Here is a 20,940-nt window from a genome sequence, read left to right as displayed (position 1 = left end):
TTGGATTGATATTTGAAACATCCTATGTCCCGATCTGGAAAATTGAGGACCTGGTTACTTGTTAACTGCGTAGTATAAAATTTTTACCATGAAGATTAGAACCTTGCTTTTTGTTACTTCTTACCCGCCCCGGGAATGTGGAATTGCAACTTTCGCACAGGACCTGGTAAACGCAATGAATAAGAATTTTGCCGGTAATCTGAATATTGAGGTGGCAGCACTGGAAGAAGCAGGCAAACCTGCCAATATGAAAGAAACACCCGTTACTTATTCGGTGAACCCGTTCGATATTGATGCATGTATTGATTTTGCACAGAAAATAAATGAGAACGACAAAATAGACCTGGTTTGTTTTGAACACGAATTTGGCCTGTATGGCGGAGAATACGGTCATAACCTCCTGGCCATGCTTTCCTTACTGGATAAACCTTTCGTGGTACGTTTCCATACCGTACTGCCTTATCCTGATCATAAATGCACCAAGGTAGTAAGCCTGATCAGTGCACTCGCCGCAAAAGTGATTGTAATGACACGCTCCTCTGCCACCTTACTGCAGCAGGTATATCATGTGCCCGCCGAAAAGATTGTGCATATACCACACGGTACACACGCGCATATCGTGGAAGATGTGGATGCACTGAAAAAACAATACAACGTGGAAGGCAGGATGGTGCTGAGCACATTTGGTTTGCTCAGTGAAAACAAAGGCATCGAAACAGGCATCAGGGCCATGAAGGATATTGTAAAACAGTATCCCAACGCTATTTACCTGGTGCTCGGGAAAACCCATCCCGTAGTATGCTCCCGTGAAGGAGAAAAATACCGCGAGTCACTGGAACAACTGGTACAGGAACTCGGCCTGGAAAACAATGTACGATTCGTAAATAATTATCTCTCCCTGAAAACATTACTCGATTATTTATCTCTTACAGATATTTACCTTTTTACGTCAAAAGACCCGCACCAGGCAGTAAGCGGAACTTTCGTTTACGCCATGAGCGCCGGTTGCGCGGTGATCTCCACCTCATTTGTACAGGCACGCGAAATGCTGGAAGACGGCGCCGGTTGCCTGGTAGATTTCAATAACCCGGAACAAATTGCTGCCTGCGCAATACCGCTGCTCGGCAATCCGGAACTGCGCGCACAGATGAGCCAGTCGGCCATCGAAAAAACACGCAGCTCCATCTGGGAAAACGTAGCCATCGCACATATGAGCGTAATCAGCGAAGCACTGGCAGAAGACAAGATCCTGCCCAACCTGCCGCCACCATACCTCGATCACATCGATCGTATGACCGATGAAATCGGTATGCTGCAGTTTTCCAAACATGACATCCCCGATCCTGCATTCGGATATACGCTGGACGACAACGCACGGGCGCTTATTGCTACCTGCATGTACAGCAGCGAATTAAATTCCAGCAGCTTCGTTAACTCGCTGACCCGTAAGTACATCGACTTTATCGCTTACTGTCAGCAGCCTTCCGGGAAATTCCTTAATTATGTGGATATCGACCGCCAGTTCAATAAAATGAATGAGGAAGTAAACCTGGAAGACGCCAATGGACGCGCGGTCTGGGCGCTGGGGTATGCCCTCGCTTCGCAGCATCACCTGCCCTTTGACGCCGTGCAAGACGTATCCGCCATATTCAGCAAATGCTTCAACTGGATGGAATCACTGCAATCACCCAGGGCGATGGCATTCACCATCAAAGGGCTGTATTATTACCTTTCTTATAAACCCGGTGGCAAAGCAGTGGAAATTTTGCAACATCTGGCTGCAAAATTGTACGACCATTACAAACAGGAAGCAGATGAAACCTGGCATTGGTACGAATCCTACCTCACCTACGGTAATGCCGTATTGCCTGAGGCAATGATGATGGCCTACCAGGTAAGCGGGATAGACGCTTACCGCAGAACCGCGGAAAACAGCCTGGCTTTCCTCTGCAGCAAAACCTTTACAGACAGCCATATGAAGGTGATCAGCAATAAAACGTGGTACCACAGGAATAACACCCAGCAACAGGAAGACGGTGGCGAACAATCTATAGAAGTAGCCTATACCATGCTGGCTTTGAATACGTTTTATAACACCACAAAAAATAAATCATATCTGGAAAAGATGCGTTTGGCATTCAGTTGGTATTTAGGGAATAATCACCTGAAACAACTTGTTTATAATCCATTAACTTACGGTTGCTACGACGGACTGGAAAAAAATAACATAAACCAGAATCAGGGCGCCGAGTCAACTGTATGTTACCTGATTGCCAGACTATTAATGGAACAATGGAATAAACATAAGTATGTTACACCGAAACAAAACAGCCTGGCACCAGTCAGACTTGGCTACAACTGAGAATAACATGAAATATCCCAGCATATTGATTATAGATGATGAACCGGATATATGCAGATTATTGCAACTTACGCTTGTACGTCATGGCTATAATGTAAAATACGTACATGAACTGGAGGCGGGCATGAAGTCCATTTTCAAACATCAGCCTGATCTCCTTTTTCTGGACATCCACCTGCCCGACGGATCGGGACTCGAGGCTTTGCCGGTGATCAAGGAACGTTGTCCTACGTTACCTGTAATCACTATCAGCGCCTATGACAATGCGATGGAAAAGCAAACAGCACTGAAAGCCGGAGCCGCTTTTTTCCTGGCTAAACCTTTCAGTCTCAAAAATGTTGATGAACTGATCGATAGTATCAAAATAAAAAGCTGATAACGCCCGATTGGTTATAATCAGTAATTTTAACCAGCTATTCTGTTGCCAATCACCACTATATTAAAGAAGTATGAAAAATATTCTAATAATAGACGACGAAATTAATATCTGTACACTCCTGAGTAAATTTCTCGGGAAACATGGTTTTGATGTAGATACCACCATGACAGGTGGTGCTGCACTTAAAATGATGAAAGAAAAAACCTATGACCTCGTACTCTGTGATTACCGGCTGAAAGATACAGATGGTGCACAACTGCTGCAGGATATCCATCAAATCAATCCTTCAACCATTGTTATCATTATTACAGGTTACACAGATGTAAGAGTAGCTGTGGAAATGGTGAAAAATGGCGCATACGATTATCTTTCCAAACCACTGTACCCGGATGAAATTCTCAACCTGGTACATAAAGCCTTCGCCCATAAAGAGGCGGAACAGGAAAGACGCGCATCCAGGCCAGTGGAGTCGGGCAGTGAACCCGAAGAAGTCCGGGAAACATTACTGTCCCGTAACCAGGACGATAAGAACAATAAATATGTATACGGTGAAAGCGAAGGTGCGAAAGAATTAATAAGACAAATCAAACTGGTGGCGCCCACAGACTACAGCGTTATCATTTTCGGAGAAACCGGTACTGGTAAGGAATCCGTGGCCCATCTTATTCACCATCACAGTAAAAGAAATCACCAGCCTTTTGTTGCGCTGGATTGCGGCAGCCTCTCCAAAGAATTGGCGGCAAGTGAATTATTCGGTCATGAAAAAGGCTCTTTTACCGGCGCTATCAATACCAAAATAGGCGCTTTTGAACAGGCCCAGGGTGGTACCCTGTTCCTGGATGAAATCTCCAATTTATCATATGACATACAGGTGGCCCTGTTACGCGTGCTACAGGAAAAGGTAATTCGCCGGGTAGGAAGCCTGAAGGAAATACCGATCGACGTACGTATCATTGTAGCCTCCAACGAAAAGCTCTCTGAATCAGTACAGCGCGGTAAGTTCAGGGAAGACCTGTTCCATCGCCTCAATGAGTTCACCATTTATATTCCGCCTTTGAGGGAACGCCGCGAAGACCTGCCACTGTTCACTACCGCCTTTGTAGACCAGGTGGAAAGGGAACTGGATAAATCATGCGGTAAAATTTCTTCTGAAGTATGGGATTGCTTCCAGCAATACAACTGGCCTGGTAATATCCGTGAACTGAAAAATGTGATCCGGAGAGCCTGTTTGCTTACGCCGGAAATGGAAGATATTACCATGATTGCCTTACCGCTGGAAATGAAAGAATCATTTAACCAGATCCCGGAAGAAGTACACGTTTCCGGTGAACTGGCGCTTCTTTCCAACGACAATGACCTAAAAACAGTGGCCCTCCAGGCAGAATACAATAAGATTATAAATGTGCTGAAAGAAGTGAAGTATAATAAAACAAAAGCAGCACAGGTATTGAATATCGACCGTAAAACCCTGTATAATAAATTACGGTTGCTGAATATAAATTATTGATCAAACAAATGTTTATTCCCTGGGAGAGCCATCTCCCAGGGAATAAATTTATACGATAGCGGGTATTGCAATCGTAAATACCGCTCCCTTTCCGGGCTCACTATCTACATGTATAGTTCCTTTGTGATTTAGTAAAATGTTCTGCGTGCTGGTCAACCCAAGACCGGTGCCTTTCGACTTACTGGTATAGAAAGGATCAAACAAACGCGCCAGTTTTTCTTCCGGTATGCCAGTGCCATTGTCGCGGATCATCAGTTTTGCCTTATCCTGGTTACGCATAGTGGTAATGGTGAGTATGCCTTTCCCCGGCACCATCGCCTCAATAGCGTTGATAACAATATTCAGTAAGGCAATCACCACTTTTTCTTCATCTGCATTAATGATCACATCCGGCGATACGAGGTTTTTTTCTACACGGATTTCACTCAGTTTCAAACGGTCCGCGGATAGCTGCAGCGCTTTCTCTATCAGGTTATTAATCCCCACAGGTTCCATGTGGAGTTCAATCATACGGGTGCTGTGCAGCAGTTCCGTAATCAATTGGTTAATACGTGTGCAATTCCGTTCAATGATGTCTGTATACATCAGTGTATCATCGTTGGCCACCACTTCCTCTTCTTCCTTAAACTGACTTACCGCCAGCAGTATATTGGTGAGCGGGTTTCTTACTTCATGCGCTATCACCCTGGCAATACGTCCGGTGATCACAAATTTTTCCTGGTGTTGTTTCTCCTGTTCTTCCCTCTTTTTATCAGTGATATCCTGGATTACACAGAGGAATATCTGTGCTGCTTCGTCCAGCATTACAGCATTGATCAGCACCACCATTTTTTTGTTGTCGGCAGTTTTAAAATCATATTCCTGTAAATTAGCAATGCCGCTGTTGCAGATATTATTCAGGAAATTCTCACTCTGGTCTTTGGAGATGAAGAGGTCCCGCAGATGCAGTTTTAGAATCTCTTCCCGGCTGTATTGAAGGGTTCTTAATGCGGCGGGATTGGCATCAATAATATTCCGGTCACAATCGGCCAGCACAATCAGGTCATGTGCTTTTTCGAAAATGCCATAGTATTTCTTCTCACTTTCCTCAATAGACCGGCGATGGTTAAATTCATCGAGCGCGTACCGGATGGATCTTTCCAGCAGGTCGGCGGTCATTTCTCCCTTCACCAAATAATCGTAGGCGCCTGCCTGCATCGCTTCCCGGTCGATATTATAATCGCCTTTACCGGTAAGCATAATTACCGGCGGCTGATGATGCATCTGATGCAGTCTGCGAAGGATATCAATACCCGTATTAGGCCCCAGCCGGTAATCTACCAGGAATACGTCGTGCGTATTGTCTTCTATGGCAGCCAGTCCCTTCTGATAGGTAGAAGCCCATTCAAGCACATATTGGCCGGGTGAAATATCATGCAGTAATTCTGTTACGAGAAAGAAATCGTCTTCATCATCGTCTATCATTAAAATGTGTATCGGGCGCTCGCTCATCGCAATAGATTAGGAGTTTTGCAATTTGTGACAAAATTCACAGCAATAAAGGTGCTAACCTTTATTGCTCCGCAGATTCATCATTCCGGTTTCTCTGTCGCAGGGGCAGGATAATAACAAAAGACGCGCCTTTCCCCGGGTCTCCGTGGGCTTGTATGAAGCCATTGTGGCTGTCTACAATTTTTTTGCAGATGGCCAGTCCGATCCCTGTGCCGGAATACTCGCTGATGCCATGTAGCCGTTGGAAAATGAGAAAAATCCGGTCGGCATAAGCCTGCTCAAATCCAATACCATTGTCGTCCAGGCTGATACGGCAGTAAGAATCGTTCCACCGGCTTTCTTTTACAATGCCCAATTCCTTCCCGGTTACTACCTCGTGATGGATATTGATTTCGAGGCGCCTGTCCGGGCTGGCAAACTTAATAGAATTGGCCAGCAGGTTCTGGAACAGCTGGTGAAAAGAAGTGTCGCTGCCTTCTATTACCGGCAGCTGGTCGTATTTGATCTGCACGTTCTTCTCTTCAAGGGTCACTTCCAGGTCGCTGATCACTTCCTGCAGGAGTTTGGTCATGTCCACGGGGGTGATGCTTTCCGGGGTAATGCGGCCGGCCCTGGAAAAGATGAGCAGGTCATTGATCAGTACCCGCATCCGGGAAACGGCCGACACCATACGGTCTATCAGCTGCGTGGCATCCGGCGGCAGCTGGTCTTTATATTTCATCTGCAGCCGGTCACTGAAGGTCGATATCTTGCGTAACGGCTCCTGCAGGTCATGCGAGGCCACATAGGCAAACTGCTCCAGCTCCTGGTTGGTTTTATTCAGGAGGGAGATATTTTGTTGCAGATCACGCTGATAGGATTTCATCCGGCTTTCAATATGCAGCTGCAGTTTGAATTCCCTGGTGAGGGTGATATAAGAGTAGATACCTATCAGGATGGCTACCAGCGAGGATATAAAGATCATGGGCACCCACATCACCGAGAAGAAATGAAACAGTTCCGATTTCTCCTGTACCAGGCTTTCTTCAATCCGGATCATGTCACGCACCTTATTGTCGATGAGATCCATGGACTTTTCGCCTTCCTTAACATCGGAGAGCTGTTTCAGCTGGGTGGAATTTTCTCCGCCCAGTTGCAGTTGCTGGTATTTGATGGCCAGCAGCCTACGGAGGGTATCCAGGTGTCTTTGCTGAACCGGGTTATCGTTGGTTATTTGCCGGAGCAGGAGGTATTCCCGCTCAATCCTGTTGCTGCGTTCCTGCATACTGGGATCCAGGAAGGCGCTGTCTTTTGTAAGGGCATATCCCCTGATGGCGGCTTCCGCCTCCTTGAGTTGCCGGGTAATTACCTCCAGCCGTTTGGAAACTTCAATGGCGTGATTAAGCCTGCCGGCATTGTCCAGCAGGTTCTTTGCCACCAGGTACGAAAATACCGAGGCCGCCACGATAACGGTAAATGCAATGAAAAACCCGAGTCGGATTTTCTTGTGTACTGAAAAATGCATCTGTATGTATGAGATCTTGAGAAAGCATTTCAAGTTACTATTTCTGCCTGAATTTCGCTACTAAAAAATATCCTTTTTCCGTGAAGGTCTTTCTGAGCAACATATTCCACAGAATGCCGGTAAATTCTACAAGCAATGTAAGCACACCTGTCTCACTATTACCGCAGAGATACGGGTGCCTTTAAACGCTGTTCTGTAGCGGGTTTTAGAAAGTTGTTTCCCGGGCAAAAATAACCTGTTCAGTTAGTGGAATGAACTTTGGATAACTAACAATAGTTCTTAACCAATAAAATTGTGAGTTATGAATAATCCGGATAGAAATAAACAGCCGATTCCTGATCCAACTCCAGATAAACAAGAGCCGGGAAAAGAAAACCCAACACCGGTTCAACCGCCGCCAAACAAGCCGGAAATTGAACCCATCCCGCAGGAAATACCGGACAGGGATACACCTCATACCCCCGCTAATCCGCAGGCTATAGAGGGAAAAGAAGAAGCTTTTAAAAGACAATCACCTGATAAACATTAACCATTCTTTCATCTAAAAAAAATCTGTTACAATGCCTACCACTAAATCCGCCGGCAACGGCACCGCAAGAAAAGCAGGCAGTGAAAAAATGCCGGAGTCCAAATTCCATGAACTGTTTATGGACGAACTGAAAGACATCTACTGGGCAGAAAAAAACCTGGTAAAAGCATTGCCCAAAATGCAGAAAGCTGCTACCTCGGAAGAATTGAGCGAATGTATCGGCAACCATTTGGAAGAAACCAAAGAACATGTAGCCCGCCTGGAACAGGTATTTGAAATACTTGGTAAAAAACCACAGGCTAAAAAATGTGAGGCCATGGAAGGTCTGATAGCTGAAGGACAGGAAGTGGTAGCAGATACCGATGCCGATACTGCCGTGAGAGATGCCGGTATCATCATTGCCTCCCAGAAAATTGAGCACTACGAAATTTCTGCCTACGGCAGCTTACGTACGCTGGCCAATGTAATGGGACACTCACAGGTAGTTAAATTACTGGAGCAAACTTTAAAAGAAGAAAAGAACGCTGACAGCCTGCTCACAGAAGTAGCTGAAACTACTGTAAACGAGGAAGCTGCAGCTGAATAGGTTAACGATCATTTGTATAATTGTTAATGGAAACTGCAAAAGTCCCTGCATACACAGGGACTTTTTTTAACCTGATACTATGCAAAAATCCAATCCCAAAAAACCAGTAAGGCCCGCCAGGAAACAATCCGTACAACCCGGACTGGAAGAGGTCATGAGTCCTGCCCCGGTGTTTGAAAAAGACAACGCAAAAAAAGGCAAACTGTACAATAAGGTAGCCCTTATTACCGGCGGCGACAGCGGCATTGGCCGGGCAGTAGCCGTAGCTTTTGCCAAAGAAGGCGCAGATGTAGCCATTGCCTATTTTAACGAACATACAGACGCTGAAACCACCTGCGAACACATTACCCTCGCAGGCCGCGAATGTATGCTCATTGCCGGCGATATCAGCAATGAAAAGCATTGCAATGATATTATTAAGAAAGTAATAAAGAAGTTTAAGAAGATAGATATCCTGGTAAACAATGCGGCTGTACAATACCCGCAGAAAAGTATCGAAGATATCAGTGCTGCCCAGCTGCATAAAACTTTCGAAACTAATATTTACCCTCACTTTTATCTCACCAAAGCAGCGCTGCCGTATATTCCCAAAGGCGGAAGTATCATTTGTACCACTTCCGTAACGGCTTACCGCGGCAGCAGTCATCTTATCGATTATAGTTCCACCAAAGGAGCCATCGTTTCTTTTGTAAGGTCTTTATCCGCCTCCTTGTCTGAAAAAGGAATCCGGGTAAATGGCGTGGCCCCGGGTCCTATCTGGACCCCGCTCATCCCCGCCACTTTTACCCCGGAGGAAGTAGCAAAGTTTGGAACAGATGTACCGCTGAAACGCGCCGGCCAACCCGTGGAAGTAGCCCCCTGCTACGTATTCCTGGCCAGCGATGACGCCAGTTATCTCACCGGTCAGATCCTGCATCCCAATGGAGGGGAGATTGTAAATGGTTAGCATAGACCTGATAACAGACCCCGTAGCCGTAGCCAAATCAGTGAAGCTTCGGTACGTAAAAGCAGATGCACCAGGGTATTCACGCGTCCGCAAAGGGAAAGACTTCATCTACCTCGACCGAGACGGCAAAACAGTGAAAGACCCCGAAGTGCTGGATCGCATCCGGAAACTGGTGCTGCCTCCCGCCTGGGAAAACGTGTGGATCTGTACCTGGGCCAATGGCCACCTGCAGGCCACCGGCACCGATGTAAAAGGACGTAAACAGTACCGGTATCATCTCGACTGGGGCAAAGCCCGCAACGAAACCAAATACTACCGCCTCCTGCAATTTGGAGAGGCGTTACCGGGAATACGGAAACGTATAAACGAAGATCTGAAACGGCCCTCGCTGGATAAAGATAAAGTTATTGCTATTGCCCTATCGGTGATGGAGGAAACGCTGATCCGGGTAGGCAACGCCTCCTATGAAAGGCTGTACGGCTCGCATGGCCTTACCACCCTGCGGGATAAGCATGTGAAGATCAATGGCAACACCGCTTTTTTCCGGTTCCGCGGAAAAAAAGGAGTGGAGCATAAAATAGAACTTCATGACGCTGCACTCGCAAAGCTGCTAAAAAAAGTGCAGGATATTCCCGGGCAGGTATTGTTTCAATATTACGATGAAAACGGCGAACATAGAGGCCTCGACTCCGGGGAAGTAAATGAGTATATAAAACAGTGCTGCGCCGACAATGAATTTACCTGTAAAGACTTCCGTACCTGGGCAGGTACCGTAAACGCATTAAATTTGCTGGCAGACCTTACACCCTTTGAATCCATTACGGAATGCCGCCGGAACATTGTAGCGATAATAGACGGTGTGGCGGGCAAATTGGGGAATACCCGCGCCGTGTGCAAAAAATATTACATTCATCCGCAAATCCTCAACAGCTACGAAAACGGGGAACTGGAACCCTGGCTGCAACAGCTACGGGCTAAACGCAATAAACCCGCCAGTGGCGGGTTACATGCGGATGAAAAGTTACTCATGCAATTTCTGAAGGAAGCCGGTAGCAGGTAAAGGCGCCTGCATAGCGGGCTACCCAAATATCAGCTGATCTTCTCTGTCTTCTACTTTGATCTTCTGGATAAATTCGTCAAAACCTGCCTCTTCGTGTGAACTGTAAGCGCCATACGCATCCAGTATATAGCCCTTATTGCCTTCCTGGTCTTCCATTACATATAAAATCGAGGAATCTGAAGGATCTGACTCTCCCTCAAAACGATAGGTTTTAATGATAGTCAGGTCTTCCGGGTTATAGATTTTCTGCTCATCCGTATTCTGCAACCTGCCATGATCACTCATCTTTAACTCGTGATCAAATCCTTTTTCATGCAGCTTTTCCAATACCCTTGATAAAGTTGTCATTTCGCCTGGCTTTTCCATAAATAAAGGTTTTAGTTAAACCTAAAAAACCAAAAGTTATGCCGCGATGTTTTAAGATCATGGTACCATTTGTGTTAACTTTTATTTAATACCAAAACTATCATTTTATGCGAGCTATATGGTCAGGATCCATAGGATTCGGGTTGGTAAACATCCCGGTAAAACTATTCAGCGCTACCCAGGACAGCCGCCTGGACCTGGACATGCTGGACAGCAAAAACGGGGCGCACATCAAATACCAGCGCATCAATGAAAATACAGGTAAAGAAGTGCCCTGGGAGCAGATCGTAAAGGGCTATCTGTATAAAGATGAGTATGTTATCCTGGAAGATGAAGATTTTGAAGCAGCCAGTCCTAAGAAAAGTAAAATCATCGAAATAGAGTCTTTTGTGGAAGAAACAGAGATCGACGATATCTATTTTGAAAATCCTTATTTCATTGAACCCGCCAAAGGAGGCGAAAAAGCATACGCCCTGCTGCAGCAAACCCTCGAGAAAACGGGTAAAGCAGGCATCAGCCGGTTTGTACTGCGCAGCCAGGAACACCTGGCCGTGATCCGGCCACGGGAAAATTACCTGCTGTTGCAACAACTCCGCTTTGCGGAAGAAATCCGTTCCGCTGAGGACCTTACCCTGCCAACGCATGTAAAACTGGCTAAGAAAGAGCTGGATATGGCCATAGAACTGGTAAAACAATACACCACCGAATTTGATATCAGTCAGTATAAAGATGAATACAAGGCAGAACTCCTGAAAATTATAAAGGCCAAAGCCGGTGGTAAAAAGCCGGTGGTGAAGAAAATGCGCGTGGTGCACACCAAGAGCGATAACCTGTTCGATCAGCTGAAAGCCAGCCTCGGAGGTAAACCGGCCACCAAAAAACGCGCATCATGAGTTTGTCGGAATATAAAAAGAAACGAAACTTCACGGAAACTACTGAACCTGCTACAGGTAAGCCGGTGGCAGGGAAACACATTTTCGTGGTACAGCGGCATCATGCTTCCCGGCTGCACTATGATTTCAGGCTGGAAGTGGATGGCGTGCTAAAAAGCTGGGCAATACCAAAAGGACCATCCATGAATCCGGCAGATAAACGGCTGGCAATGGAAGTGGAAGATCATCCCTACGATTACAAGGATTTTGAAGGCACCATTCCCGCAGGGAATTACGGTGCAGGTACCGTGTACATCTGGGACAAAGGCACCTTTGAGCTGATGAATCCCGATGGGAAAAGTTTTGATAAAGAAGCCCTCCGGGAGCTGAAATCCGGCGATCTGAAAATTGTAATGAAGGGAAAGAAGCTAAAAGGAGAATTTGCACTGGTAAAGATGAAAGGCCGCGAAGAAAATGCCTGGCTGCTGATCAAACACAAAGATAAATACGCCGTTGATGAATATAACAGCGAAGACTATACGCCGGAAAGAATAAAAGCACAGGGTGAAAAAAACAAAGCTGCCACGAAGGTGGCAAAAAAAAAATCAGCAGTAGCCGGCGTTGAAGTGAAAAATAAAACACCCCGCGCCGCCCGGAAAATAAAAAAAGTATATAAACCAATGCTGACAACCCTTGTCAGTGAACCGTTTGATGGCAAAGACTGGCTCTTTGAAACCAAGTGGGATGGCTACCGGGCCATTGCCAGCGTGGAAAACCATCAGGCAAATTTGTATTCCCGCAATGAGAAGTCTTTTAATGAAGACTATCCCGCGGTAGTGGCTGCCGTGGAGAAAATTTCGCATAATGTGGTGCTGGACGGAGAAATTATTGTACTGGATAATAAGGGCAAATCCCATTTTCAAACGCTGCAAAACTACAGGACTACAGGTAAGGGAAAACTGGTATATGTGGTATTCGACCTGCTTCATCTGGATGGGAATGAATTGCAGCACCTGAGCCTGCTGGAACGGAAAAGCCTGCTGAAAGATGTGATAACGGAGTTAAATGATAAAACCATCCGTTTTTCCCCGCACGTGCTTAAAAAAGGAATAAACTTTTTTGAGAAAGCCCGTACACGAGAGTGGGAGGGCATCATCGCGAAAAAAGCAGACAGTGTGTATGAAGAGGGCAGAAGAGGAATGGCATGGCTGAAAATAAAAATTGTGAACGAGCAGGAAGCCTTGATCTGCGGTTATACCGCGCCCCGAGGCAGCCGGAAACAAATAGGCGCCCTGGTGCTGGGAATGTATGAAAACAAAAAACTAAAATATATCGGGCACTGTGGAGGTGGATTAAATGAAGCCACTATCGCGCAGCTATACACGCAGCTGCAGCCGTTAATCACTAAAACGTCACCCTTCTCCGAAAAGGTGGGTACCAATATGCCGGTTACCTGGGTAAAGCCGGAACTGGTGTGTGAAGTGAAATTCCAGGAATGGACCGGCGACGGACATCTGCGGCAACCGGTTTTCCTCGGCCTGCGGGAAGACAAGCCGGCAAAAGAAGTACATCCTGAAACAGCAAAAAAGATAAATATGGCTACTACTATTGAAAAAGAACGCACCCTCACGCTCAACAGCAAGAAAGTATCCCTCACCAATCAAACAAAATTATACTGGCCGGATGAGCAGATCTCAAAGGGACAACTGATCGATTACTACCTGTCGGTGGCAAAATATATTCTGCCCCATCTGAAAGACAGGCCCCTGTCGCTGCATCGTTTTCCCAACGGCATCAAGGGCCCGTCTTTTTACCAGAAAGATCTCGACCTGGAGCAGGCCCCGGCATGGATAAAGAGTGTGCCGCTGCGGGCAGATTCTACCGGAAAGGATGTAGATTACCTGGTGTGTAACAACGAAGCCACGCTGGCCTATATGGTTAACCTCGGGTGTATAGAAATAAATCCCTGGCTGTCGAGGCTAAGCAGCCTCGACAAGCCGGACTTTATGATACTGGACCTTGATCCGGAAGATATTGACTTTAAGTATGTAGTGGAAACGGCCTTGCATATCAAAAACATGCTGGACAGTTTCAATATCACTTCTTTTTGTAAAACCTCCGGCTCTACCGGTTTGCATATTTATGTGCCCACTTCGGCAAAGCATCCTTATGAAGCTACCCGGCTGTTTGCGGAATATATTGCACGGCATGTTAATGAGGAGTTGCCGAAAAGCACCAGTGTGGTTCGCGCCAAATCTGCCCGGAATAAAAAAGTGTATATCGACTTTTTGCAGAACAGCAAGGGACAGACTGTGGCGTCTCCTTATTCGGCCCGTCCCAAACCCGGTGCTACCGTGTCTATGCCGCTGCTGTGGGAAGAGGTAAACGAAAAGCTCCGTATCAGCGATTTTAACATCCACAACTCACTGGAACGTATAAACGAAGTTGGCGACTTGTGGCACGATATTAAAAGTGTTAAAAATGACCTGCGTAAAGTGATCCGTGAAATAGAAAGCAATGCGCACGCCTGATCATTTTGTTCATTTAAAACTGATGTCATGGAAAAGCCTTTATCTTCAAAATCATTACCGGCATATGGTTTCATTCTTGGAGCAATATGCATCGTTTTTACCCTGATTTTTTATGTAACAAAGTTATACGGTAATTTATGGATGGGATATTTTGGTAACCTTATCATGTTCCTCGGTGTGCTGATTTCCATTATCCATTACAACAGGGTGCATAAGGATAAAACATCTGCCACGTCGGCCTTTACGATGGGGTGGCGTACTACGCTTATTGCCACCATCATATATGCTGTTTTTTTGCTCATATTTCACCTGGTAGTGGGTGGTAATCCTTCGCACACGCTGGTGGAAGAGGATACGGTGAAAGGAAATTTCTGGATCTATTTCCTGGGGAATGTATTGTTTGTAAATCTTTTTGTGGGTGTGGTAGCCGCCATACTCGGCGGGCTGGTATTTAAGGCTAACCAAAAAACAGATAAATCACGGAAGCCATAGGAACTATTATCTTTGCATGGCTATGTCTAAAGGCCATATTTTAATAATCGATGATGAGGACCAGCTCCGCAAGCTTTTAAGCCGCCTGCTGGCCCTGGAAGGATATACACTTCATGAGGCGGGCAATATAAGGTCCGCCTTAAAGATCCTGGAGAAAGAAGAAGTACAGGTGATCCTGTCTGATGTAAAGCTGCCGGATGGCAACGGGGTGGAACTGGTACAGCAGATACGCACCAGGTACCCCGAAATTGAAACCATTGTACTCACTGCTTATGGTAACATCGCCGATGGCGTACAGGCCATTAAAAACGGCGCTTTCGACTATATCACCAAAGGAGATGATAACAACCGGATCCTCCCGCTGGTGAGCAAGGCAATGGATAAAGCCCATCTGCAATTCCGCATCCGCGACCTCGAAAAGAAAATCGGCGGCAAGTATAATTTCGGCAGCATCCTGGGAGAATCCCCTGAAATACACGCCGCTATTGCTTTAGCGGAAAAAGTAGCGCCATCGGATATGACCGTGCTCCTGCTGGGCGAAACCGGCGCTGGTAAGGAAGTATTTGCACAGGCCATACACCAGGGAAGTCAAAGGAAGCAACAACCCTTTGTTGCCGTTAACTGCAGCGCCTTTGGTAAAGAAATCCTCGAAAGCGAATTATTCGGACATGTAGCCGGCGCCTTTACCGGCGCAGTAAAAGACAAAAAAGGTTTTTTTGAAGAAGCCCGCGGGGGTACCATTTTCCTGGATGAAATTGGGGAGATGGCCATAGAGCTGCAGGCTAAAATGCTCCGCGTACTGGAAACACAGGAGTTTTATAAAGTAGGGGAAACGAAACCCACTAAAACGGATGTGCGGATCATCGCCGCTACCAACCGGCAACTGGAACAGGAAATTGCGGCGGGGCATTTCCGTTCCGATCTCTACTACCGGCTGTCTGCCTTCCAGATTTCCCTGCCCTCGCTGAACGAACGGCGGAAAGATATTCCCCTGCTGGCTACCTGGTTTCTTCAGCAGATAGCGCCCAAAATGAATAAACGTATCACCGGGATGACGCCCGCCTTCCTGCACGCGCTGCAACAACACAGCTGGAAGGGAAATATCCGCGAACTGCGTAATGTAATTGAAAGAGCGGCCATCCTAACGGATACGGATATCCTGGATACCCCCGTGCTGCCGTTCGATTTCCAGCAAGGGAACGCGGAGGACGCATCTTCCCTTAAACTGGCAGATATGGAGAAAGCACATATTATCCGCGTGCTGGCCCACGCCAAAGGCAATAAAACCAGGGCAGCAGAACTGATGGGCATCGGCTTAACCACCCTTTACAACAAAATTAAGGAATACAATATCAGCGCATCATAACAGCCAGCCTAATAACAGGCACGCCAGTACGATAAAGGGCGAGGGCACCTTTGTGAGGCACAGCAGTGCCAGCGTACTGGCCATGATCAGCAGGTTGTACCAGTTGACCGGGATCACAAAGAAGAGAATAAAAGTGGCTGCCCACATAATGCCTACCACCACCGCATTAATCCCCTCCAGGGCACGGTATATCACCACGTATCTTTTCAGGTTGTTCCAGATCGGGAAGAAAAACAATACCAGCAACAGGCTGGGCAGGAAGATAGCGATAGGCGCTATAATACATCCCAGGAACTGGTATCCCATACCCAGGTTCCGCATGGCCATACCGCCAACATAGGCGGATATGGAAAAGGTAGGACCAGGGAGCGCCCGCATAATACCGGCGCCGGTAAGCAGTTCCTCCGCAGAAAGGTATTGCGATTTAGCGCGCGTTACATACTGTTCCAGCATCATGGCAATCAGGATATCGCCACCGCCAAATACCAGGCTGCCGAAACGGTAAAAGTTTTCAAAGAGGTTAAAAGGACGCCGCGTTATCCATTCATGGGTACGCGCCAGCTCAGACAGGACACCGGCCAGGATAAACAGCGACACAAATAACCAGATATTGCCCCACTGTATTTTACGTGGTTTTTCCGCCACCCCGGGAATACGCTTGTTACTGAAATTGGAAACAATACCACCCAGTATAATCAGCGCAGGAAAGGTCCATGGCGATTTCAGGAAGAAAGCGGTGAACATGGATACCACCATGATGGCAAATGTTGCCATACTATTAATACTGATCCGGAAAGCACGGATGCCGCCATAAGCAAGGAAGCCTACCGCCATCGGCTGTACGTACTTAAAGATATCTGTATGCAGGGCGTTCTTGCCGAAGTATTGTAACAGGAAACTCAGGGAGCCCATGATCAAACAGGCCGGAGAAATCCATATCAGCAGGGTAATAATAGCCAGTATCGCGCCACCGCGCTTATAGCCGATTAAGGTAAGGGTTTGGGAAGAAGAAGCACCGGGAAGCAGCTGGCAGAAAGCATTGTATTCCATTAGCTCCTGTTCCGTTACATCCTTCCGTTGCTGTACAAATGTTTTCATCATCATGGCCAGATGACCCTGCGGGCCTCCGTAGGCAGTGATGCTATGTAATAGCACAGCTTTAAGAAAAGGTATATGACGTAGAAGCACAGTTATTTTAGTGTATGCCGATTGGACAGGTTATAAGGTAATCAAATATCCGGACAAAATACAACGGTGCTGCTAATATCGGAAATCCCCAAAACAATAAAGGCACAATACTTGTAATATCGGTGACTATTATAACGAATATGGCCTTTTGTCCGTTGTATCAGTTTGTCAGACAGGTTAATCACCCACCGGCATGAAAAATGTTCGGATCTAAAGAATAACCATATCAGGAAGAACCGTTAAAGAAGAGACTTGCTTATACGCAGGATATTTATAAAGTCCCGGTAAACAATTTTACCGGGACTTTGCTATGTAATAGCTTTATTTTTTCAAGCCTATTTCGCGTAAGCGTTCATCCAGGTACTCACCGGCGGTGATAGGCTCATATGCCAGCGGGTTCTCTGCAGTAACGCAGCTTTCCAGGCTATCCAGTTTCATATTGGATTTAGGATGCAGGAAGAAGGGAATCGAATAGCGGGAAGTATTCCACATTTCGCGGGGAGGATTTACCACCCGGTGTGTGGTTGATTTCAAACGGTTATTCGTTAACCGCTGCAGCATATCCCCCACATTTACCACAATCTGTTCCGGCAGGGAGGTAACCGGTACCCAGTTATCTTGTTTATCCAGGATCTGCAAGCCATCGGCAGAAGCGCCTACCAGCAAAGTGATGAGGTTGATGTCCTCATGCTGCTCCGCACGGATAGCCGATTTTGGCTCCTGCGTAATAGGCGGATAATGGATGGCCCTTAGTATAGAATTACCGTTATGGATTTTATCATCAAAATAGTTTTCCTCCAGTCCCAGGAACAGGGCGATGGCCTGTAACAGGTACCTGCCGGATTTCTCAAATCCCCGGTATGCTTTAAAGAAGGTAGGCGTAAACTCCGGCACTTCCGCCACCTGTACGTTGGCAGGGTATTCAGAGCTGATAGGATCGTTGTCCTCTACCGTTTGCCCAAACTGAAAAAATTCCTTCAGGTCCGGCGCGTCATAACCTTTGGCGTGTTCCTTACCAAAGGAGGTATAACCGCGTTGACCGGCGAGCTCCGGAATTTCATACTGGTGTTTGGTGTCAGCGGGGAGCTGGAAGAATTGTTGTACGTATTTGTAGAGGTCTGCAATCAGATCGTCAGGAATCCCATGATTCTTTACCGCTACAAAACCAACTTCTTCATAAGCCTTACCTAACTGCTGCACAAAGGCTGCTTTTCGCCCTGCATCTCCGGATGTGAAGTCTGCAAGGTCCACTGAGGGGATAGAGTGGGTAGTTGCCATATTTTGAATTGTTGTTTTGGAGCGATAAAGGTAGGGAAAAATAGCTCATTTGAAGTAGCCGGCCTCTTTATCGTTAATATCCACCACGGCGTAGCGGTCTACTTTATTGATGAGCATTTCATCCATCATATCCACCACATTTTTATAGTTCGACGCCTGGTGTGCTTTGATCAGTACCATCAGTTCATTCTTTTGGAAAGCTTCATACACGGCAGCCTTCTTTGCCATGATCACATCCCGGATACCATTGCGGTTGGCATAGCTGCTATAGTGTACCTGTGGCGGCATAACGGGATCGTCGCCAATACCTTCATACCAGGCAATACGGTTGTCCGGACCAAGGATTACTGTCAGCGCTTTTTTTGCCGGCAACGACATCGGATCCCCATCGTCTTTTGGCATAATCAAATCCATTGTTTTGGGTTTGGCCATGGTGGTGGTGAGCATAAAAAAGGTGATCAGCAGGAAGCCCAGATCTACCATAGGTGTCATATCTACACGTGTGGATTTTTTATTGCTGCGGGTTCCCCTTTTACCCTGTTGCGGAGCAGTGTTCATTTCAGCCATATATAACGGTTTAGGTTAAACGAAATTGGTTGAAAGCGCTTTCATTGTTATAGATGCGGCGGCGGCGGGTTTCCATAAATACGGGGCGCCTTCGGCGCTTTTAAATTGTCTTGGTTCAGGATTACGCTGATTATACTGATTACCTGGATTTTTATTTTTTAGATTTTTTAAGATGATCAATAAGATGATAAAAATGAAGAAGGGAGATAAAAAGCAATTCGCTTCTATCTCCCTTAATCCTTTATAAAATCCAAAAGTAAAAATCCAGGTAATCAGTATAATCAGCGTAATCCTGAGCCAAGACAAAATCCGCGCTAGAACTCCGCACTCTTCGGGGTCCGCGGAAAGGCGATTACATCGCGGATGTTCGTCATGCCGGTAACAAACAGCATCAGGCGTTCGAAGCCTAAGCCAAACCCTGCGTGTGGTGCGGTACCAAAACGGCGGGTATCCAGGTACCAGCTTAGTTCTTCTACTGGTACGTGCATTTCTTCCATACGTTTTACCAGTTTATCGTAGCTCTCTTCACGCTGTGAACCGCCTACCATTTCACCGATGCCGGGGAACAGGATATCCATTGCCCGTACGGTTTTATTGTCGTCGTTGAGCTTCATGTAGAAAGACTTGATCTCTTTAGGATAATCGGTTAAGATCACCGGTTTCTTAAAGTGTTTTTCTACCAGGTAGCGTTCGTGCTCGCTCTGCAGGTCGGCGCCCCAGTCCTCGATCAGGTACTGGAACTTCTTGTTCCTGTTATGCTTGCTGTTTTTCAGGATGTCGATGGCTTCTGTGTAGGTAATACGTACAAACTCGTTATGCAGTACAAATTCGAGCTTTTCAATCAGGCCCATCTCACTGCGTTCCTGCTGTGGTTTTTGTTTATCTTCTTCGGTGAGGCGGTTAGCCAGGAAGTCGAGGTCATCACGATTGTTATCAAGTACATATCCGATAACAGACTTGATAAATGCTTCCGCCAGGTCCATATTATCTTCCAGCTCATAGAAGGCCATTTCCGGTTCAATCATCCAGAACTCCGCCAGGTGGCGGGCTGTGTTGGAATTTTCAGCACGGAAAGTTGGGCCAAAGGTATAGATATCACCAAATGCCATAGCACCCAGTTCGCCTTCCAGTTGCCCGGAAACCGTGAGGTTGGTGGATTTACCGAAAAAGTCTTCTTTGTAATCAATATCGCCGTTTTCGGTCAGGGGCGGGTTTTTCATGTCCAGCGTGGTTACACGGAACATTTCACCGGCGCCTTCTGCGTCGGAAGCGGTGATAATAGGCGTGTGCAGGTATACGAATCCGCGATCGTTAAAGAAGCGGTGTACTGCAAATGCCAGTGCATGACGTACCCGGAAGATGGCGCCGAAGGTATTAGTACGGAAACGCAGATGCGCTATTTCACGCAGGTATTCCAGGCTGGGCTTGTTCTTCAGCTGCAGCGGGTATTTTTCCGGATCACAGTCGCCCAGTATTTCCAGGGTGGTAGCTTTTAATTCTACTTTCTGCCCTTTACCCAGGGATGGTATAATTTCGCCGGTGGCGCTGATAGCCGCGCCGGTAGTGATACGCTTCAGCAGCGCGGCATCCGTATCCTCAGTATTAATTACAATTTGTAAATTATTATTGGTGGAGCCATCGTTCAAAGCTATAAACTGGTTGTTGCGGAATGAACGCACCCAACCCTTAACTGTAACTTCGTAATGCGCCTTGTCGTCTGACAAGATTTGCTTGACTTTCACCCTTTGGCTCATAATATATATAATTTTAGGACTGCAAAAATAAGTGGAAAACTTCATAGTAGGTAGTACGGGTTCCGGCCTTTTTCCGGGATGCCACTGCAAAGGAAATGTTAAAAAAGAGGGGTTAAACAGGCGCTACCCCAGTATAAACAAGGGTTTGGGCGCCCGGCTAAC

General features: G+C 46.6%; 18 protein-coding genes. 11 read left to right on the top strand and 7 right to left on the bottom strand.

The window, feature by feature from the left end:
- Positions 1–88 precede the first annotated feature (88 nt).
- From ACLHR0_RS06305 to ACLHR0_RS06295, 3 genes are all read left to right on the top strand, one after another.
- The gene (locus tag ACLHR0_RS06305) at positions 89–2,362 is read left to right on the top strand and encodes a glycosyltransferase (RefSeq protein ID WP_436485402.1); all 2,274 of its coding nucleotides are present in this window, start codon (positions 89–91) and stop codon (positions 2,360–2,362) included.
- A 7-nt stretch (positions 2,363–2,369) separates the two neighbouring features.
- Complete coding sequence (locus ACLHR0_RS06300) at positions 2,370–2,738, top strand: response regulator (RefSeq protein ID WP_370908655.1); 369 nt, start codon at positions 2,370–2,372, stop codon at positions 2,736–2,738.
- Between the two features lie 73 nt (positions 2,739–2,811).
- On the top strand, positions 2,812–4,248 hold the full coding sequence (locus ACLHR0_RS06295) for a sigma-54-dependent transcriptional regulator (protein WP_436485400.1): 1,437 nt from the start codon (positions 2,812–2,814) through the stop codon (positions 4,246–4,248).
- A 48-nt stretch (positions 4,249–4,296) separates the two neighbouring features.
- Here ACLHR0_RS06295 and ACLHR0_RS06290 read toward each other — a convergent pair whose 3' ends face one another.
- Positions 4,297–5,739, bottom strand: a complete 1,443-nt coding sequence (locus tag ACLHR0_RS06290) for an ATP-binding protein (RefSeq protein ID WP_436485398.1) — start codon at positions 5,737–5,739, stop codon at positions 4,297–4,299.
- A 61-nt stretch (positions 5,740–5,800) separates the two neighbouring features.
- Positions 5,801–7,243 carry a sensor histidine kinase gene (locus ACLHR0_RS06285; RefSeq protein ID WP_436485396.1) on the bottom strand — a complete coding sequence of 481 codons (1,443 nt, stop codon included), beginning with the start codon at positions 7,241–7,243 and terminating at the stop codon, positions 5,801–5,803.
- Between the two features lie 301 nt (positions 7,244–7,544).
- Between ACLHR0_RS06285 and ACLHR0_RS06280 the strand changes: the two genes are divergently transcribed.
- From ACLHR0_RS06280 to ACLHR0_RS06265, 4 genes are all read left to right on the top strand, one after another.
- The gene (locus ACLHR0_RS06280) at positions 7,545–7,772 is read left to right on the top strand and encodes a hypothetical protein (protein WP_436485395.1); all 228 of its coding nucleotides are present in this window, start codon (positions 7,545–7,547) and stop codon (positions 7,770–7,772) included.
- A 31-nt stretch (positions 7,773–7,803) separates the two neighbouring features.
- Positions 7,804–8,358: a ferritin-like domain-containing protein gene (locus tag ACLHR0_RS06275; RefSeq protein ID WP_436485393.1), complete on the top strand. Its 555-nt coding sequence runs from the start codon at positions 7,804–7,806 to the stop codon at positions 8,356–8,358.
- A gap of 79 nt (positions 8,359–8,437) precedes the next feature.
- Positions 8,438–9,304: an SDR family oxidoreductase gene (locus ACLHR0_RS06270; RefSeq protein WP_436485392.1), complete on the top strand. Its 867-nt coding sequence runs from the start codon at positions 8,438–8,440 to the stop codon at positions 9,302–9,304.
- Positions 9,297–10,364 carry a DNA topoisomerase IB gene (locus tag ACLHR0_RS06265; RefSeq protein ID WP_436485391.1) on the top strand — a complete coding sequence of 356 codons (1,068 nt, stop codon included), beginning with the start codon at positions 9,297–9,299 and terminating at the stop codon, positions 10,362–10,364. The genes ACLHR0_RS06270 and ACLHR0_RS06265 overlap by 8 nt, the downstream gene beginning before the upstream one ends.
- A gap of 18 nt (positions 10,365–10,382) precedes the next feature.
- Here the strand turns inward: ACLHR0_RS06265 and ACLHR0_RS06260 are convergent, their stop codons facing one another.
- On the bottom strand, positions 10,383–10,730 hold the full coding sequence (locus ACLHR0_RS06260) for a hypothetical protein (protein ID WP_370908647.1): 348 nt from the start codon (positions 10,728–10,730) through the stop codon (positions 10,383–10,385).
- Positions 10,731–10,837: 107 nt separating this feature from the next.
- On the opposite strand from ACLHR0_RS06260, the gene ACLHR0_RS06255 reads away from it, so the two are divergent.
- The 4 genes from ACLHR0_RS06255 to ACLHR0_RS06240 are packed head-to-tail and all read left to right on the top strand — an operon-like array spanning position 10,838 to position 15,991.
- Positions 10,838–11,623 carry a Ku protein gene (locus ACLHR0_RS06255; RefSeq protein WP_370908646.1) on the top strand — a complete coding sequence of 262 codons (786 nt, stop codon included), beginning with the start codon at positions 10,838–10,840 and terminating at the stop codon, positions 11,621–11,623.
- Positions 11,620–14,133 (top strand): DNA ligase D, encoded by a 2,514-nt coding sequence (gene ligD / locus ACLHR0_RS06250; RefSeq protein ID WP_436485389.1) that lies wholly within the window; start codon positions 11,620–11,622, stop codon positions 14,131–14,133. The genes ACLHR0_RS06255 and ligD overlap by 4 nt, the downstream gene beginning before the upstream one ends.
- 27 nt (positions 14,134–14,160) lie before the next feature.
- Positions 14,161–14,625 (top strand): DUF4199 domain-containing protein, encoded by a 465-nt coding sequence (locus tag ACLHR0_RS06245; protein ID WP_429042665.1) that lies wholly within the window; start codon positions 14,161–14,163, stop codon positions 14,623–14,625.
- A 22-nt stretch (positions 14,626–14,647) separates the two neighbouring features.
- On the top strand, positions 14,648–15,991 hold the full coding sequence (locus ACLHR0_RS06240) for a sigma-54-dependent transcriptional regulator (RefSeq protein ID WP_436485387.1): 1,344 nt from the start codon (positions 14,648–14,650) through the stop codon (positions 15,989–15,991).
- Here ACLHR0_RS06240 and chrA read toward each other — a convergent pair.
- The 4 genes from chrA to asnS all read right to left on the bottom strand — a co-directional run bounded on the left by chrA (position 15,986) and on the right by asnS (position 20,778).
- On the bottom strand, positions 15,986–17,146 hold the full coding sequence (gene chrA, locus ACLHR0_RS06235; protein ID WP_370908642.1) for a chromate efflux transporter: 1,161 nt from the start codon (positions 17,144–17,146) through the stop codon (positions 15,986–15,988). The two genes, ACLHR0_RS06240 and chrA, sit on opposite strands and share 6 nt — an antisense overlap.
- Positions 17,147–17,500: 354 nt before the next feature.
- Complete coding sequence (locus ACLHR0_RS06230; RefSeq protein ID WP_370908641.1) at positions 17,501–18,457, bottom strand: isopenicillin N synthase family dioxygenase; 957 nt, start codon at positions 18,455–18,457, stop codon at positions 17,501–17,503.
- Between the two features lie 45 nt (positions 18,458–18,502).
- Positions 18,503–19,024 (bottom strand): ExbD/TolR family protein, encoded by a 522-nt coding sequence (locus tag ACLHR0_RS06225; RefSeq protein WP_436485385.1) that lies wholly within the window; start codon positions 19,022–19,024, stop codon positions 18,503–18,505.
- Between the two features lie 314 nt (positions 19,025–19,338).
- Positions 19,339–20,778, bottom strand: coding sequence for an asparagine--tRNA ligase (gene asnS, locus ACLHR0_RS06220; protein ID WP_436485383.1), 1,440 nt, complete (start codon positions 20,776–20,778; stop codon positions 19,339–19,341).
- Positions 20,779–20,940 lie beyond the last annotated feature (162 nt).

It is taken from the genome of Chitinophaga sp. ARDCPP14, assembly GCF_051362515.1.
Lineage (GTDB): Bacteria > Bacteroidota > Bacteroidia > Chitinophagales > Chitinophagaceae > Chitinophaga.
The sequence above is the reverse complement of the archived record's forward strand: the minus strand, read 5'-3'. Positions and strand labels throughout refer to the sequence as shown.